The organism is Paenibacillus radicibacter, from assembly GCF_024721995.1.
In the GTDB taxonomy this organism is placed as follows: Bacteria; Bacillota; Bacilli; order Paenibacillales; family NBRC-103111; genus Paenibacillus_AM; species Paenibacillus_AM radicibacter.
In genome coordinates this window covers 18,694-36,691 of sequence record NZ_JANQBC010000018.1, presented here as the reverse complement: position 1 = coordinate 36,691, position 17,998 = coordinate 18,694, and the positions used below count along the sequence as shown (strand labels likewise).

The window sequence follows — 17,998 nt, the reverse complement described above, 5'->3', positions numbered from 1 at the left end:
GGGGAGTGTAGTTGTTTGCAAGCACTGATCAAAGCTTTTTCTGCAGATTCTGATTTTCAATCCATTGTGACAGGTATACGCAGTGGGATGAAAGAACAACTGGTTGCTGGCCTCGCCGGCTCCTCCCGACAAGTAATGATTGCAGCCATGTATAGAGATCTCGATAAACCGCTTGTTGTGGTCACACACAATATGTTTGCTGCTCAGAAAATTGCGGAAGATTTAATCGAGTGTATGTCAGAAGATGAGGTGCTTCTGTATCCAGCACAAGAGCTTCTTGCTGCTGAGACTGCAGTTGCTTCCCCAGAGATGATGGCTCAGCGTATTGAGGTCTTGACCAAGCTTGCCTGTGGTTATCGTGGTGTTGTGGTTGTGCCTTATGCGGGGATTCGTAGATTTTTACCGAATAAAGAAGTGTTCATGTCTTCTCAGCTTCATCTCAAAGTCGGCGAATCACTTGCGATGGATACGTTCCTCGAGCGCATGACTTCATTTGGATATGAGCGAGTTGAACGAGTCGAATCCAAAGGAGAGCTAAGTGTTCGTGGGGGGATCGTTGATTTCTACCCATTAACGTCCGAGCATGCTGTCCGGATTGAATGGTTTGATGATGAGATTGATTCCATACGTACATTTGATGTTGCCGACCAGCGCTCCATAGAGAAGCTGCAGCAGGTGACTGTTTTGCCATGTCGCGAAATCCTAGCAGACCGTACACGCTTAGAGTCAGCTGCGAATGGCGCACATGAACTGCTCCAAGCACAGCTTGCAAAGATGACGGACCGCACAGCAAAAGATAGACTTGTAGAAGGTATAAACCATGATATAGAGCGGATGCGCGAAGGGGTTATTTTTACGGAGTTATTCTCGTATATCTCTCTCTTGTATCCAGAGCGCCAGACGTTCCTTGATTTTGTGTCTAAAGACTCTGTTCTTATTATTGAAGAACCAACACGCTTAATTGAGACAGCCAAGCAGCTTGAACGAGATGAAGCGGAATGGATGGTCCATGCCCTTCAAGATGGACATTCGCTTCCTGCGCTTGTATTGTCCAAACCATATGAATCATTGCTTCACCGCAAGGCATGGCCTACGGTGTATTTGTCGCTATTCCTTCGCCAAGTCCCACAGACTCAACCTCAGAATATCGTGAATTTCATGAGCCGTGTGATGCAAAGTTTCCATGGTCAAATGAATTTGCTCAAATCTGAGATGGAACGGTGGAAGAAGACTGGCGGTAAAGTAATGCTTGTTGCCTCAGGGGAAGAGCGTATTGATCGTGTGAAACGTGTGCTCAGGGATTATGACATCCCAAAACCGGAAATTGTGAACGGCAATCTGCAGGCAGGTTTTGAACTACCTTCTATTCATCTAGTTGTGATTACAGAAGGTGAGATGTTCACTCAGAAGCAGCGAAAAGCTAGAAAAGTAGATAAGAAGATTGAAAATGCGGAGCGGATTAAAAGCTATCAAGAGCTTAAGATCGGTGACTATGTTGTTCATGTGAATCATGGTATCGGTAAATATGTCGGTATCGGCACTTTAGTCGTTGGCGGTATGCATAAAGATTATCTTCATATTCTTTACGCTGGAGGAGACAAACTGTCTGTACCGATTGATCAGATTGAATTGGTTCAGAAGTATGTCGGCTCAGAAGAGAAGGAGCCGAAGGTATATAAATTAGGCGGTGCAGATTGGAATCGCGTCAAGAGCAAGGCTCGCGCGTCTGTTAAAGATATTGCAGATGACTTGATCAAGCTGTATGCGCAGCGGCAGGCGACGGTTGGGTACGGTTTCTCAAAGGACACGCCTTATCAGAATGAATTTGAGAGCATGTTCCCTTATGATGAGACGAACGATCAACTACGGACCATCGAGGAAATTAAGGGCGATATGGAACAAACCCGTCCAATGGATCGTCTATTATGTGGAGATGTGGGTTACGGGAAAACGGAAGTTGCGATTCGTGCCGCATTTAAAGCAGCCATTGACGGCAAGCAAGTAGCGGTGCTCGTTCCAACTACGATCTTAGCTCAGCAGCATTACGAAACATTCAAAGAACGTTTCTCAGGCTATCCATTTAACATCCAGGTATTAAGCCGTTTCCGCTCAAAGAAAGAGCAAACGGAAGCGCTTAAAGGGGTGAAGAAAGGTGTCGTAGACGTTATTATCGGCACGCATCGCTTATTATCACAAGATGTGGTGTTTAAAGATTTAGGATTACTTATCGTCGATGAAGAGCAGCGTTTTGGTGTATCCCATAAAGAAAAACTAAAGCGTTTAAAAACCAATGTGGACGTTCTGACTCTGACTGCTACTCCGATTCCGCGTACGCTTCATATGTCGATGTTAGGTGTTCGTGACCTTTCCGTCATTGAAACGCCTCCTGAGAACCGTTTCCCCGTGCAGACCTATGTCATTGAACATAGTCACACTTTGGTTCGTGAAGCGATTGAGCGTGAGCTTGCTCGTGAAGGCCAGGTCTACTACTTGTACAATCGAGTACAAGGGATTACGCAAATTGCGGATCAAATCTCAATGCTCGTGCCAGATGCGCGTGTTGCAGTTGCTCACGGTCAGATGGGGGAACAAGAACTTGAGAAGACAATTCTTGATTTCTTGGACGGGGAGTTTGATGTGCTTGTATCCACAAGCATTATTGAGACAGGCGTGGATATTCCGAATGTGAATACCTTAATCGTACATGATGCCGATAAAATGGGCTTATCTCAATTGTATCAACTACGAGGTCGTGTGGGTCGTTCTAATCGAGTGGCATATGCGTACTTTACTTATCAGCGTGATAAAGTGCTAACTGAAGTTGCGGAGAAGCGCTTGCAAGCAATCAAGGAGTTTACAGAACTAGGTTCTGGTTTCAAAATTGCGATGAGAGACTTATCGATTCGCGGCGCAGGTAACTTACTTGGGGGAGAGCAGCATGGCTTCATTGCATCTGTCGGATTTGACTTGTATTCACAGATGTTATCCGATGAAATTAAGAAGCAGAAACTCGTACTAAACGGAGAAGTAACAGCTCCTGTTGAAGAGTGGAATACCGCGATAGAGCTTCAGTTAGACGCTTATTTGCCTTCTGACTATATCTATGATAGCATGCAGAAGATAGAGATTTATAAAAAAGTAGCAGCAATTCGTTCTGTTGAAGAAGCAGAAGATTTATATGATGAATTATTAGATCGCTTTGGAGAACCACCACTTGCTGTCGTTCAATTATTGGCTGCTACGCGTCTGAAAGCGTATGGGGCTGAATATCACATTGAGTCGTTCAGTCAGAAGGGTGATGACTACTTCATTAAAGTGCATCCCGATCAGAACACGAGAGTTGATGGTCAAAAATTATTTGAGATTGCAAATAGCTTCGGCGGAAGAATCAAGCTTACGGCAGGTGCACAATTGATTGTCACTTACCAAGGAAAAGGCTTGAAACAACAAGATGCGCTAGATGCAATTGAACAATTTTTAAAAAAATATAAAGATGCGCTGAAGGCGAAGGGAGAACTACAGAATGCAGCTAAATAAGCACAAATGGTCTAAGAAATGGTCGCTTGCTCTAATTGTTGTTTTAGTAGTTGTAGCCGCTCTTACGGGATGCGGAAAGAAGGATGACGTCGTAGCTACTTATAAAGACAATGGTACGGTTACGAAAAAAGAGTTTGACACCTTCTTAAATCTAAATGCAATGCTTAATCCGATGTTCAAACAGTACACAGAAGACCCAGCTTTCCAACAAGAATTGTTGAAACAGCTAGTATCTTACAAAGTATTGGCATCTCGTGCAGATGATAAGGTTAAAGCAGAAGCTGACAAGAAGCTTGCTGAGCAAATGAAAGCTTTTGACGAAATGTTGAAGAGCCAAGAAGGCGGTAAGGATAAGATCCTTAAAGATAACAAATTAGAGTTCAAAGATATAGAGGATTTCATGAAGCTTAGCTTCTATGCGGCTTCTGCTGCAGAAAGCAAAGTAACAGATGAGCAAGTAAAAGCAGAGTATGATAAGCGTCTTGCTGATGATAAGCATGCTTTTGATGTGACGAATGTACGTCATATTCTAATTGCGACTAAAGATCCACAAACACAAAAAGATCTTCGTACTGAAGATGAAGCACTTGCAAGAGCAAAAGAAGTTCAAACGAAGCTAAAAGCTAACGGCGACTTTGATGCACTTGCGAAAGAGTATTCTGATGATCCAGGTTCAAAAGATAAAGGCGGTTTGTACGAAAATGTTGATTCTCAAATGATGAACGGTTTCGTTGAACCATTTAAGAACGCAGCAATGACACTTGCTATTAATACAGTTAGTGATCCCGTCAAGTCTGAATTTGGTTATCATGTAATGCGTGTGGATTCACGTAAGACAAGCACGTATGACGAGCTGAAGCAACAAATTCGCTCTACGTTAGCACAAGAACAAATGAGTGAATTTACGGAGAAAGAAGCGCCTGGCCTAATTGAGAAAAACAATTTGCCAAAACCTTCACCTTCCCCAAGCGCGAAGCCTGAAGAAAGTCCAAGTCCTAGTCCTGCAACAAAGTAATAACTTACCAGGATGCTTCTAGGAGCATCCTGTTTTTATTTGCTTTTTATGGACATAATGTAACCAACAGCTTCCATGGATGTACATAGGATTGGGAGGATTGGAAGCATTTTGTATAAGATGGAGAGAGACGTTAAATACTATGGGTAAAGTTGGATGACTCCCTCCACTTGCAACAATAAATCAGTATTTAAAGCCCAGTTAATTATTCTTCCGAGGAAAGTGAGGCAACTAGAAATATGAAAGCTACTGGCATTGTTCGTCGCATTGACGATTTGGGAAGAGTTGTGATTCCGAAGGAAATTCGTCGCACCCTCCGTATCCGTGAGGGGGATCCCCTTGAAATTTTCGTAGACCGTGATGGAGAAGTTATCCTTAAAAAATACTCGCCAATCGGTGAACTAGGTGATTTTGCAAAGGAATATGCAGAATCCTTGTATGAAGGTACAGGACACATAACGATCATCACAGATCGTGATAATGTTATCGCGATTGCAGGTGGTTCGAAGAAGGAGTATCTCGACAAGCAAATCGGAGCGATTGTGGAAAGTTGTATGGAAAACCGCAAATCGATGATCGAGAATAATTCCGCAAGCTATGATATCTTAAAGGATTTGCCTGAGGCGTACAGCTCTTTTGTTGTAGCTCCTATCGTAGCAGGTGGAGATCCGATCGGTGCAGTCATCTTGATTACAAAAGATGAGAATGTGAAAATGGCTCAGATGGAAACGAAGATGTCTGAAACAGCAGCAGCATTCTTAGCGAAACAAATGGAACAGTAAGATGGATTTGAAAACGATAAGCTTCCTTACTCACAGGCTAAAGCCATTCATGAGTAAGCGAAGCTTTTTTGTTTAGGTTAAGCTATAATTGGGGTCTAGCAAGTGATGGAGGAACGATGTAATGGCGCGAAGACAAGTGAGTACGCCGTCTGATAATAAATCGAATCGTAAAATGGATAGTAAATGGTTTAAAGGCGCAGCCATACTTGCGATTGCCGCGATCGTCTCTAAGCTTCTCGGTACCTTGCAGAAGATTCCGATGCAAAATATCGCAGGGGATGAGGCCTATGGGCTCTATAGCGCTGTATACCCCTTATACTTGTTCATTGTGTTTCTTGCGACAGCAGGGCTTCCTACGACTGTGGCTGCTTTTGTGTCCGAAAGGGTTGCGCTTGGCGATCATTATGGGGCACGACGTGTCATTGGTGTAAGCAGCGTACTGCTTAGTTTGTCAGGGGTGTTGTTCTTTATCTTGACTTACTTTGGTGCAGATCTAATCGCTAGTCTAATTGGTGTAGCGGGAACAGCACCAGCGATTCGCGCAGTTTCTTGGGCGATGCTGCTTATTCCGCTTATGTCTGTATATCGGGGATACTTTCAAGGCTATCAACAAATGACAGCCCCGGCTGTTTCTCAAGTTGTGGAACAGCTTGTACGTGTCATCGGTATGCTCATTATGTTATGGTTATTTGTAAGAGCAGGTGAAGATGCGGCAACCATTGCAGCAGGCGGGATGTTCGGTTCTGTGATTGGTGCAATTGGCGGATTAGCTGTTATGTTGTATTATTGGTGGCGCTTGGGTAATGCTCATAAGGTAACGGTTAAGATTCGCCGCAATAGCCAGAAGCGTGCTCGATTTGGTCAAGAAGATACAGCAGTGCTTGCTCGTCGTATGATTCGTTATGCGATTCCTGTATGTTTAGGTACGATTACAGTACCACTGCTTAACATTGTAGATACATTTACGATGCCAAGATTGCTTCACGATGGTGCTAGTGGGGCGGATGAAGCTATGCGCCAGTTTGGATTGTATAATCATGGCTTGCCACTCGTGCAGCTTGTTGCAATGATTGTCTCTGCGATGGGCGCAGCGATTGTACCTGCGCTCGCAGAAGCAAAAGCTAGTGGTGAACATGTACTGCTCCGCCAGCGTATGAATACAGCGATTAACCTAACGTGGCTCATCGGACTGCCTGCGGCGGTCGGGTTGGCACTTACGGCAGAGCCGGTAAATGTCATGCTATTTGCGACCGCGGAAGGGACAGGGGCGATGGCAATTCTCGCATTCGCCGCGATATTTAGCACGCTGAACATCGTCACGACCAGCGTGCTAAATGGGATTGGCGTGGTGCGCGCCCCCGCCGTTCATATGCTGATTGCCGTAGTCGTCAAGGTCGCCGGCAATCTCGTGCTTGTCCCTGCGCTTGGCATCGCGGGGGGAGCCATAGCCGCCGTCGCGGCATTCGCCGTCTCCGCGGCGCTAAACCTGGTGCGCGTATACACGCCGCGCACCGACACACTCGCGCGCCTGCTTGGCTCGCGCGCGGTTACCCTCCCCATCGTCGCCTCTGGCGTGATGGGGGCGGCCGTCCTCGCCCTGCTATGGGCGGGCGAGGCAGGGCTTGCGGCAGCGGGGCATCCGCTGCCAGAGCGCCTTGCGGCGACAGCGCTGACGCTGGTCGCCGTGGTTGTGGGCGCCGCCGTCTATGCCGGCGCCCTGATAAGGCTCAAGGTGCTGGACATCAGCACCTTGGAGCACATGCCAGTCGTGTATAAGCGGCTGAAACCTTTTATGAAGAAACGCTAGATGTTCGGTCTGGCTTACGATATGAAACTAAAGGAGGAACCACAGATGACAGTACATACCGGTCGAATTACGGTAGTAGGCTTAGGGACAGGAGATGCGGATCAACTAACGCTTGGCGTATGGCGAAAGCTCCAGCAAGCGAAGCGAATTTATCTCAGAACGGATCAGCACCCCATGATTCATATGCTTAAAGAAAATAACATCGCTTATGAGTCATTTGATGCGGAATATGAGAAGAATGCAAGCTTTGAGGAAGTATACGAGATTATTGCCAATGATTTAATCCATCAAGCGACTGAGCGTCCGGATGAAGAAGTCATCTACGCCGTTCCGGGTCATCCTATGGTAGCTGAATACACCGTTCAATTGTTACGCAAGAGATGTCCAGAGCTCGGGATTGAACTGACGATAACAGGTGGAGAGAGCTTCCTCGATCAGACGTTTACTCGCTTTGGCTTTGATCCGATTGATGGCTTCCAGCTGCTTGATGCGACAAGTATGACACCTGGTATGCTAAATACACAGACGCACATCATTATCGGACAAGTGTATGACGTGTATACGGCATCCGATGCAAAGCTGACGTTAATGGAACGTTATCCAGATGATTATCAGGTGACCGTTGGACATGCGCTTGGCGTAATGGGACAAGAGAAGATCGTAACGGTTCCGATCTATGAACTGGATCGCATTCAAGATTACGGTAATCTCTCGCTCATCTGGGTACCGCGTTCGGATAATGAAATTGTTAAAGCACGTTCATTTGAACGTTTGCATGAAATCGTCGCGATTTTGCGCAGCCCAGGCGGTTGTCCATGGGATCGGGATCAGACACATGCGTCCATTCGTAACAACTTAATAGAAGAGACGTACGAAGTGCTCGAGACGATCGATGATGATGATCCGGATGCCATGTGTGAGGAGCTTGGAGACTTGCTGCTGCAGGTGATGTTCCACTCTCAGATCGAAGAAGAGACGGGAGCTTTCTCCATCTATGATGTGATTCAAGCGATTAATGAAAAGCTGATTCGTCGACATCCGCACGTATTTGGCGACCGGGATGCGAACAATGCCGAAGAAGCACTTGCGAATTGGGATGGCATCAAGGCAGAAGAGAAACGCATGAAAGGCATAGAGCCAGAGGAACAATCCATTCTCGCGGGTATTCCACGTGACTTGCCAGGCATTCTCAAAGCGTGGAAGCTGCAGAAGAAAGCGGCGAAGGTCGGTTTCGACTGGCCGAGTGCGCTTGATGTACTAGATAAGGTACAAGAGGAACTTGCAGAGGTGCGTGAGGCGATCGAGAGCGGTAATGAGCCTGAGCAGCTTGAGGAACTCGGAGATTTACTCTTTGTTATTGTGAACGTTGCTCGCAAGCTTCGTATCGACCCAGAAGAAGCATTAATTGCGGCAACGCGTAAATTTACGAATCGTTTTCACTATGTGGAACAAGGTTTACGCGCAAAGGGGAAATCTTTTGACGAAACTGATATAATAGAAATGGAAGCCTTGTGGCAAGAGGCAAAAAAAGTTCTCAAACCCTAAGATTCTCTAGCAGGATTTTGCAAGGCGACCCAGAATAATTAAATGCGGATCACTGATCCAAACGAACTGACTCTACTATTTTTGGGAGGTAAATGAATTTATGAATAAGACGGATATGATTAACAACATCGCGACAAAAAGCGGATTAACTAAAAAAGACGTTGAAACGGTATTAAACGGTGTTCTTGGTGAAATTACGGAGGCTCTTTCTTCAGGAGATAAAGTGCAATTAATCGGATTTGGTACTTTTGAAACTCGTAAGCGTTCTGGTCGTACGGGACGTAACCCACAAACAGGTTTAGAGATTTCAATTCCTGAATCCACAATTCCAGCATTCAAAGCTGGTAACAAGCTTAAAGAAGCTGTGAAGTAATGCGTTTAGACAAGTTTTTAAAAGTATCTCGCTTGATTAAGCGCCGCACAGTGGCGAAGGATGTTTCCGATCAAGGACGCGTGTGGATTAATGGACGAGATGCAAAAGCTAGCTCTTCAGTGAAGGTGGGCGATGAGATCGCAATTCAATTCGGACAGAAGAAAGTAACTGTGAGGGTAGAGTTGTTATCTGAGTCAACACGCAAGGATGATGCAGCGAACATGTTTACGCTTTTGAAGGAAGAACCCTACAAGAATGAACCACTTTTTTAGTTGAAAAAGAGAGCTGAGGCTCTCTTTTTTTATGCTCGTAATGCTCGCAACTCTATTTTTAAGTTCTAAAGGGTCAAGCTCCTCCATACGTTAATAGTATAAGGAGGGGTATACGCCTATGCACGAAATAACAAAAAATAAACGTCAAGAGATTAAGATGTTAAATCGCAAGCTGCTAGAAATTTCAGGAGTTCTGAACGTCGAGAGCTTTGACAGTGAAGAATTTTTGCTTGAGACGGACTGCGGCTTCTTAATGATTAAAGGACAAAATTTGCATATTAAGAACTTGAATTTAGAGCAGGGTCTTGTCGCCATTGAAGGGTTCGTAAATTCTCTTACTTATGTGGACGCAAACACCCAGGAGAAATCCAAGGGACTGTTTGGGAAGTTATTTAAGTGACACTTCATGTTCAATTTACTACGTTATTCATGATGTTCTGTGGGGGCCTCGCACTCGGCGCGATATACGACTTATTTCGCGTGCTGCACAGGGAATTGCGCTTGCCCCGGTGGAGCTTAATGGTAATCGACACGGTCTATTGGATTGTGGCGACGATCCTCATTTTCCGTCTGTTATACCAAAGCAATCATGGACAAATACGATTGTTTGTTTTCATAGGACTAGTAATAGGTGTTATTCTCTATTATTTTATACTTAGTCGGCTTGTTGTTTGGACAATTGAATTGTTCATTCGTGCTGTCAAATGGCTGTACAAGCTGTGTGTGCGAATTGTAGAAATTTTTATTATCGCGCCATTAGTAGGATTGTACCGCGTTAGTGTAGTGATTTGGGGGATATTATGTGCGATAGCTATTTTCCTCGGCAAAATTGTGCTACAATTGTTGTATCCTTTTTGGCGATTGTTTGTGTGGATGACTCGTCCCATCGTTCGTTATATCAAAACACCTGTTTTTGTTAAACGTACAGTAGGGTGGGTACGCAATCGATTTCGCCGTAAAGATACTTAATTGCTTGTAGCAAGGGGGTAGTTGCACGATGCCAAGTCAATCCAAACAAAAAGCAGTGCAACGAACTTCTAAGAAATCAGGTCGTAAATTACGTTTACTACCGGTTTTTCTGCTATGTTTTCTAGGATGGGCATTAGTCACACTCTGGGATCAACAGAGCATGCTGAAGGACAAGCAATCGCAATTGCAGGATTTAAGCAAGGAATTGGCGCAAGTTCAGCAGACGACGGAAGCAGCTAAGAAAGAGATTGCGCGTTTGAACGATAAGGAATATATCGAACAAAAAATTCGTAAAGAACTGAACTACACCAAAGACGGGGAAACGTTATTTACGACCCCAAGCCCATAATTGGGTATAGATGGAAAAAAAGGCGCTAGCAGTGTTGACCGTGCTCTTTTCATCGGTTATAATCTGCATAGCCATTGTTTTATGAACATATTACAGGGAGGAACATTTTATTTTATGGCAATTGAAGTGGGCAGCAAGTTAGAAGGAAAAGTGACCGGAATCACTAACTTTGGAGCATTCGTCGAACTTTCTGAAGGAGTCACCGGCCTAGTTCACATCTCGGAAATTGCAGACAACTATGTGAAGGACGTCAATGATCATTTGAAGCTAAATGACAAAGTTACTGTTAAAGTGATCAATGTGGACAAGGATGGGAAAATTGGCTTATCGATTAAGCAGACGATTGACAAGCCTGCAGATGCCCCTCGTCCAGAACGACAAGGCGGTCGATTTGATGGATCTGGCAGCCGTCCTCCAGGTGGCGCAGGTCGTCCTAGCGGCGGCGGTATGGGTCGTCCTAGCGGCGGTATGGGTCGTCCAGGTGGAGACCGTGGACCTCGCGGAGATCGTGGCCCTCGTGGTGGCGGATTCAAGCCGCAAGGCGGTCGGTTGACATTCGAGGATAAAATGTCTCGTTTCCTAAAAGATAGTGAAGAACGCATTTCATCTTTGAAAAAGAGCACTGAATCTAAACGCGGTGGTCGTGGCGGAAGACGCGACTAATCCAATATTTCATAATCAACCACACTCTGTTTATACGGAGTGTGGTTTTTTGTGTGCAATCTCGACATAAATTGGCGGCAATCCCTGCAAGTATGTGGCGGACAAACTGGTAAACATTTGACATTTTTAAGCAAAAAGGGTCCGAAAGTACTTGCTGCGCATGATTTGCGCTCGATTTCGCTCTATGCCGCACGGTGTCGGAAATTTCTTTTTACTAGATCACGTATTGTGACAAACTTTATACGAGAGCATCCATATAATAGGGAACACTAATAGAATTGGGTGGTGTCGCCAAACATGTATAAGAACGTGTTAAGTCGAATTCAAGGTGGATTATACACGATTGCGATCGGGAATCGATTTATTCAAGCTGTTGTTGCTCGGAAGTGGTCGATCTTTCTACTTTTAATTGGATTCTTACTCGGGAGAGCGATGATATTGGACGAACTTGCTCCTTTTGCGCTGGCCTATTTTGCAGTTATTTATTTTCAACGCAAAGAACTTGTCCCTTGGGTGATTGTTTCTCTATTCTGTGGAGGTTTGGTGTCCGCACATCCGAATGTGGGACAATTTGTGATCGGGATCGGAGTGTTCCTCCTGATTCAGAAGGCAATTGAGAAGTATGGTCGCTCGAACGTTTCGATGGCACCTTTTATCGTATTTGGCATTATGTTTATGGTGAAGTTATTCTTTCAGCTAGTAGCAACTGAACTATCCTGGTATGCCATGATGTTGATCGGTGTGGAAGCGCTGTTAAGTGGTGTGCTCACTTATATTTTTATACAAGCCTTGCCGGTATTCACACTTACTCGTCGGAATTATCAATTGCGACACGAAGAGATTATCTGCTTAATTATCTTACTCGCATCTGTCATGACAGGAGCAGTTGGTTGGAGTGTTGGCCCTGTTATGATTCAGAATGTGGAATCTCGTTATTTGATTCTATTATTCGCAATGGTAGGCGGTGCGCCATTCGGAGCATCAGTTGGTGTCGTAAGTGGACTGATCTTAAGCTTGGCAGATTCAAATGCGATCTACCAGATGAGCTTGCTTGCTTTTGCAGGATTACTGGCAGGGCTACTGAAGGATGGACGCAGAGTAACCGTCTCGTTAGGTCTATTAATTGGCTCTTCGATTCTATCATTCTATCTGGGAAGCGCCGTTTCGATTATTAACTCCACATGGGAATCGTTAATTGCGATCGGACTATTTTTACTGACACCAAAAAGTGTATTGCAAACACTGGCGAAATACGTGCCGGGTACACAAGAGAATATGAAGGGGCAGCAAGATTATGCCAAGCGAGTACGTGATGTGACAGCAGGACGTGTCGAGCAGTTCTCTGAAGTATTTCGTCAGCTCGCCACATCGTTTAAACAATTGACGGGTGAAAGTCCTTTGCAGCAGAAAGAGCACGATGTGGAGCATTTTATGAATGCTGTGACATCTCAGACATGTAAGAGCTGCTTCAAGCGTGAACGTTGCTGGGATCAGAACTTTTTAAAAACGTATTCGTACATGACCGATATGATGACTGAAATTGAAGTGCGAGGTCAAATGGATAAGCGAGATATTCGCAGAGAATGGAAAAACATTTGCAGTCGAACGGATTCTGTACTCCAAGTGATGAAAGAGCAATACGGGTATTATCAGCACGATATTCATTGGCGCAAGCAGCTAACAGAATCGAGGGCGCTTGTTGCGGAACAGCTTACAGGTGTTTCTCAAGTGATGGAGGATTTAGCGAAGGAGATTAAACGCGAAGGTCAAGAATTATTTTTACAAGAAGAACAGATTCGTGAGGCTCTAGAGGACTTGGGAATGTCCATTCACAGTGTGAATATCGTGTCGCTAGATGAAGGGAAAGTTGAGATTGAGATGATTCATCAGTATACGCGCGGATTTGACGAATGCCGCAAAATTATAGCCCCTCTGCTAAGTGAGATTGTCGGTGAGAATATTGCGGTCAAAAGCGAAGAGCAGCTCGAGCGTGAAGGATATGCTTCTGTGTTATTCGGATCTGCGAAGGAATATAACGTGGAGACAGGTATTGCGGCTATCGGGAAGGGTGGCAGTTACTTGTCAGGGGATTCATATAGTACGGTAGAGCTTGGAAATGGCAAATACGCAGTTGCGTTAAGTGATGGGATGGGAAATGGCGAACGGGCGCGTAGAGAGAGTGAGACAGCTCTTGGTATGCTGCAGCAATTCTTACAATCGGGAATGGATGAGAAACTTGCGATTAAATCGGTGAATTCGGTGCTGCTTCTTCGCTCACCTGAAGAGATGTACGCAACAGTAGATATGGCATTAATTGATCTGTACAGTGCAGATACGACGTTTATGAAGATTGGCTCAACCCCTAGCTTTATTAAACGTGGTAGAGAAGTTATTCCGATTATGGCTAGCAATTTGCCAGTTGGCATCATTAAGGACATTGAAGTTGATCTCGTGTCGATGAAGCTGCAAGATGGCGATTATTTGGTTCTCATGACGGATGGAATCTTGGATGCACCTGAACATATAGTGAATAAGGAAATGTGGATGCAGCGAATGGTTAGTGAGCTTGATGCATTGACTACGCAGGATATGGCAGATACCTTGCTGGATCAAGTGCTGCGTCATGCTGGATCGATGCAAGACGACATGATGGTGGTCGTGGCACGCATAGAGAAGCGTCAACCAGAGTGGGCAACATTCCGCTGGCCGGGTATGGCCCGTATCGAGCGTCCGAAAGTCGTTAGCTAGGTTAAATATAAGGTGAATGAATCGAAAGCAGTTCTGGACCTAAGTCTGGAGCTGCTTCTTATATTGCATTCCTAAACTATCGTTTATCCCTCTTAAATATTGGCGAAACTAGAAATATAGATTCTAGTAAAGCAATGGGGAGGAATAAGTAATGTTAAAGCAAATTCTATTAATTACAGATGGTTGTTCCAATGTAGGGATGAGTCCGGTTATCGCGGCTGCTCATGCCATGGAAGAAGGGATCACGGTTAACGTGATAGGGGTTGTCGATCATGGGGAGCTCGGACAGCTAGGTTCACAAGAAATTATTGAGATTGCACGTGCAGGTGGTGGACTCAGTCGTATCGTATCATCGAGACAATTATCGCAAACGGTGCAGATGATGACGAGAAAGACGGTTGTCGGTACAATAGAGAAGGCAGTAGGGAAAGAACTACGCAATATATTAGGTGACGATCAAATTACACAATTGCCTCCTGCCCAGCGTGCAGAAGTCGTTCATGTTATCGATGAGATGAGCGAGAATAGCGCGATGCGGGTTGCCTTACTTGTAGATACAAGCGCTTCTATGAAGCCTAAGCTTGCAGCCGTGCGCGATGCTTTGCAAGATTTACTTCTTTCATTGCGAGCAAGAGCGGGCCAAAGTGAGGTTGCTGTATTCCATTTTCCAGGTTCATTAAGTGGGGAAGTAGAAGTTGAGATGGACTCTCCTTGGACCCAAGATCTTGCAAATATACATAAGATGTTCTATAAAATAAACATGAGGGGCACGACACCTACAGGCCCAGCACTGCTGAATGTTGTGGAGTATGTAGCAGAAAAACCATCGCTAGATAGTAGTAAGGACGGGATTCTTGGTGACTACGTTGTTTAATCTAGATCTACGACCAGGCATTACACTGCGTGGGAAGTGGAATGGAAAGTTATATACAATTGAACGATTAATTGGTGCAGGGGCAAATGGTCAGGTGTATCTGGTCCGATCAGGTAAAGCTCAATTTGCACTCAAAATAGGCTTTGAGACGGTCGATCATCAATCGGAGATTAATGCACTTCGTCGTCTATCAGACACTTCGACTTCCTTTCGGGATATGCTCCGAGATGTAGACGATTTTGTCTGGATGGGTAAGGAGTACCCTTTCTTTGTGATGAAATACATTGAGGGTACTTCCTTAACCCAGTTTATGGACACGCATGAGCCGGATTGGGTGTATGTCATTGGTCTGCATTTGCTGAGTAAATTGCGAGAACTGCATGAACAGGGATATGTTTTTGGTGATTTAAAAATGGAAAATGTGCTCGTATGCGCCTATGGGCATGTCGAGCTCGTTGACTTTGGCGGTGTTACGCCAATAGGCAAATCTGTCAAACAGTTTACAGAGCTGTATGATCGCGGATTCTGGGGAAGCGGGTCACGTGTTGCAGAGCCCAGCTATGATCTCTTTTCATTTGCAGTATTAATGATTCGTGCATTTGATACGGGAAAAAAGATTACGAACTGGTCGCAAGGCTTACCTCAGAATCGGAGTACGAGCGATTTATCGCAGTTATTAGATGAGGTGTCGGTTCCGCGTAATGCGAAGCCTGTCTTGGAACAAATGTTGCAGCAGCGTTTTTCTACGGCGAAGGAAGCAAGTACAGCGTGGCGGCAATTGTTTCGTCATGCCAGTAAGCGTAAAGCAGAACCAGTCCGTGGGAATTGGCTTTCGATATGTTTTACAGCCTCTCTAGTCGTATTTGGGCTTACACTTTATTTGTATTGGCCTAGATAATGTGGAAGAGTTATACCTAGCAACCAGAAAAGAGGGATGGAATGGAACTTCAACTTACCGTAGAGCAGCATATTGCAGCGAAGCAATTACTTGCGGATGGAGATTGCATCGTAGTTGCCGTTTCAGGAGGTCCAGATTCGGTCGCACTGCTCCATCTGCTCTACGTGCTATCTAGCAAACATCAATGGAAGCTCGTTGTCGCACATGTGAATCATGGATTTCGAGTTGAAGAATCGAGAGAAGAAGCGCTTCAAGTGGAGGCACTCGCACGAACATTGGGACTGCCTTGCGAGATTGCAGAAGTAAATGTGCCAGCTTACATTGCAGCAACATCGCTGAATCCCCAGGTAGCAGCGAGAGAGAAGCGTTATGATTTTTTACATAAAATCGCTCGTAAGTATGAAGCGGGATGTATCGCACTTGCCCATCATGCCGACGATCAGGCTGAGACGATGATGATGCGAATTGTTCGTGGTACAGGACCATCAGGGTTAGGTGGTATTCGTGATGTTCGGATGGATCGTAATGTGAAACTGATTCGTCCTTTACTTCGTATACACAAAGAACAACTTATTGACTATTGTCATCAAGAACAAATTCCTTATAGTGTGGATGCATCGAATGCATCTCGCAAATATTTTAGAAACCAAGTTCGGTTAGACATTATTCCTTTTTTGCAAAAATATAATGAAGAACTTCCACACGCTCTAATTCGCTTAAGCGAAGTGATGCAGGCGGAGGAAGCGTACATGCAGCAAGAGACGGAGCGGGTTTTTCAAGAAATCGTATTCATTCATAATGAGGATGTAAGATTGCCTCGTCATCGATTTATGAAACTCCCCCTCGCTTTACAACGACGCTTGATTAAATTAATATTAAGTTATCTTGCTTGCCCGGCCGAATGGCTAGACTTTACAAGAATTGAAATGCTTCGTGAATCTATGATTCGCGAGACCGGCCCGAATATGCGGCAATTAATCTATGGACATATGTACTTCGTTCGCGAATACGAACAGCTTTCTTTTATTAAAGAATGGCGGGAAACAGCATCTTTTCAGTATGAGTGCCAACCGCTTGGTGGTGCAGTATCGATTCCCGAGATTGCATCCACATTCGAGTTTCATGTTATCGATCATTTGGATCATAGGCACGAAAAAGAGAGAAAAACACGTTTGTTTTCAGCGAAGGAACAAGAAGCTTTTTTTGATATGGATCAGCTAGAACTGCCTTTATGTATTCGTAATCGCAGAGATGGTGATCGGATTGAACCTTTTGGTTTAAATGGATCAAAAAAAGTAAAAAATATGTTCATTGACGCCAAAGTGGCGCAACGTGAACGTGATCGAATTCCAATCCTGCTCGATGCAAAAGGGCAGATTTTGTGGATTCCAGGCTATGGGCGATCTCGCTTTGCAGCTGTTGATCCGAACACGCGGCGTGTGCTGCATGTGAAGGTGGATTCCTTCGATTAGGGGCATTCTCACAAGAGCATGGAAACATGTACTCACTCATATTATGATGTAGGAGGAATACCCTTGCACAACGATATTCAAGAAGTGCTTTACAGTGAAGAGGTTATTCAGAACAAAATTGCCGAGTTAGGCGCACAACTTACAGCGGAGTATGCAGATAAGAACCCGCTTGTTATTTGCGTTCTGAAAGGCGCATTTATTTTTATGTCTGATCTTGTTAAGAAGATCGACTGCCCGCTTCAAATTGATTTCATGGCAGTATCCAGTTATGGACATTCCACGAAATCTTCTGGAGTTGTGAAAATTTTAAAAGATCTTGATGTAGCAATTGAAGGTCGTCACATCCTTATTGTCGAAGATATTATTGATAGTGGACTCACGCTTAGCTACCTAATCGACGTATTGGAACGCCGTAATGCGAAATCCATTGCTGTTGTTGCTTTATTCGATAAGCCAGAGCGTAGAACAGTTGATTTGGAGCCTGACTACAAAGGGTTCTCCATTCCAGATGCATTTATCGTTGGATACGGGCTAGACTATGCGGAACAATACAGAAACCTACCTTATGTAGGTGTCCTTAAACCAGAGGTTTATTCAAGCTAAACAGGACAATCATCAGCGCTTAAGTTGCATTGTTGTGATGCACTTAACAGCTGTGGTAAAATAATAAAAGTGTGTTGTTTGAGAGGTGGTA

Annotated in this window: 16 protein-coding genes; all 16 read left to right on the top strand. The window is 44.7% G+C overall.

Annotated features, from left to right (window positions below; genetic code table 11):
* The first annotated feature begins 15 nt into the window (after window positions 1-15).
* The gene (gene mfd / locus NV379_RS24820) at window positions 16-3,537 is read left to right on the top strand and encodes a transcription-repair coupling factor (protein WP_258210038.1); all 3,522 of its coding nucleotides are present in this window, start codon (window positions 16-18) and stop codon (window positions 3,535-3,537) included.
* Window positions 3,524-4,552, top strand: a complete 1,029-nt coding sequence (locus tag NV379_RS24815; RefSeq protein WP_258210037.1) for a peptidylprolyl isomerase — start codon at window positions 3,524-3,526, stop codon at window positions 4,550-4,552. The genes mfd and NV379_RS24815 overlap by 14 nt, the downstream gene beginning before the upstream one ends.
* A 239-nt stretch (window positions 4,553-4,791) precedes the next feature.
* A complete protein-coding gene (gene spoVT / locus NV379_RS24810; RefSeq protein ID WP_258210036.1) occupies window positions 4,792-5,334 on the top strand; it encodes a stage V sporulation protein T in 543 nt (180 codons plus the stop codon).
* 121 nt (window positions 5,335-5,455) lie between these two features.
* The gene (locus tag NV379_RS24805; protein ID WP_258210035.1) at window positions 5,456-7,141 is read left to right on the top strand and encodes a putative polysaccharide biosynthesis protein; all 1,686 of its coding nucleotides are present in this window, start codon (window positions 5,456-5,458) and stop codon (window positions 7,139-7,141) included.
* Window positions 7,142-7,186: 45 nt separating this feature from the next.
* A complete protein-coding gene (yabN, locus tag NV379_RS24800; protein ID WP_258210034.1) occupies window positions 7,187-8,686 on the top strand; it encodes a bifunctional methyltransferase/pyrophosphohydrolase YabN in 1,500 nt (499 codons plus the stop codon).
* A gap of 100 nt (window positions 8,687-8,786) precedes the next feature.
* Window positions 8,787-9,059: an HU family DNA-binding protein gene (locus NV379_RS24795; protein ID WP_258210033.1), complete on the top strand. Its 273-nt coding sequence runs from the start codon at window positions 8,787-8,789 to the stop codon at window positions 9,057-9,059.
* On the top strand, window positions 9,059-9,331 hold the full coding sequence (locus NV379_RS24790) for an RNA-binding S4 domain-containing protein (RefSeq protein WP_258210032.1): 273 nt from the start codon (window positions 9,059-9,061) through the stop codon (window positions 9,329-9,331). The genes NV379_RS24795 and NV379_RS24790 overlap by 1 nt, the downstream gene beginning before the upstream one ends.
* Before the next feature lie 118 nt (window positions 9,332-9,449).
* The gene (gene yabP / locus NV379_RS24785; RefSeq protein ID WP_258210031.1) at window positions 9,450-9,731 is read left to right on the top strand and encodes a sporulation protein YabP; all 282 of its coding nucleotides are present in this window, start codon (window positions 9,450-9,452) and stop codon (window positions 9,729-9,731) included.
* Window positions 9,728-10,300 (top strand): spore cortex biosynthesis protein YabQ, encoded by a 573-nt coding sequence (gene yabQ / locus NV379_RS24780; protein ID WP_258210030.1) that lies wholly within the window; start codon window positions 9,728-9,730, stop codon window positions 10,298-10,300. The genes yabP and yabQ overlap by 4 nt, the downstream gene beginning before the upstream one ends.
* A 28-nt stretch (window positions 10,301-10,328) precedes the next feature.
* Window positions 10,329-10,649 (top strand): FtsB family cell division protein, encoded by a 321-nt coding sequence (locus tag NV379_RS24775; RefSeq protein WP_258210029.1) that lies wholly within the window; start codon window positions 10,329-10,331, stop codon window positions 10,647-10,649.
* 114 nt (window positions 10,650-10,763) lie between these two features.
* The gene (locus NV379_RS24770; protein WP_258210028.1) at window positions 10,764-11,312 is read left to right on the top strand and encodes a S1 domain-containing RNA-binding protein; all 549 of its coding nucleotides are present in this window, start codon (window positions 10,764-10,766) and stop codon (window positions 11,310-11,312) included.
* A gap of 297 nt (window positions 11,313-11,609) precedes the next feature.
* Window positions 11,610-14,060, top strand: a complete 2,451-nt coding sequence (spoIIE, locus tag NV379_RS24765) for a stage II sporulation protein E (protein ID WP_258210027.1) — start codon at window positions 11,610-11,612, stop codon at window positions 14,058-14,060.
* Window positions 14,061-14,211: 151 nt separating this feature from the next.
* A complete protein-coding gene (locus tag NV379_RS24760; RefSeq protein ID WP_258210026.1) occupies window positions 14,212-14,934 on the top strand; it encodes a vWA domain-containing protein in 723 nt (240 codons plus the stop codon).
* A complete protein-coding gene (locus NV379_RS24755; RefSeq protein ID WP_258210025.1) occupies window positions 14,918-15,832 on the top strand; it encodes a serine/threonine protein kinase in 915 nt (304 codons plus the stop codon). The genes NV379_RS24760 and NV379_RS24755 overlap by 17 nt, the downstream gene beginning before the upstream one ends.
* Before the next feature lie 41 nt (window positions 15,833-15,873).
* Window positions 15,874-17,304: a tRNA lysidine(34) synthetase TilS gene (gene tilS / locus NV379_RS24750; RefSeq protein WP_258210024.1), complete on the top strand. Its 1,431-nt coding sequence runs from the start codon at window positions 15,874-15,876 to the stop codon at window positions 17,302-17,304.
* Window positions 17,305-17,367: 63 nt separating this feature from the next.
* Window positions 17,368-17,907, top strand: a complete 540-nt coding sequence (gene hpt, locus NV379_RS24745; protein WP_258210023.1) for a hypoxanthine phosphoribosyltransferase — start codon at window positions 17,368-17,370, stop codon at window positions 17,905-17,907.
* The last annotated feature ends 91 nt before the right edge of the window (window positions 17,908-17,998 follow it).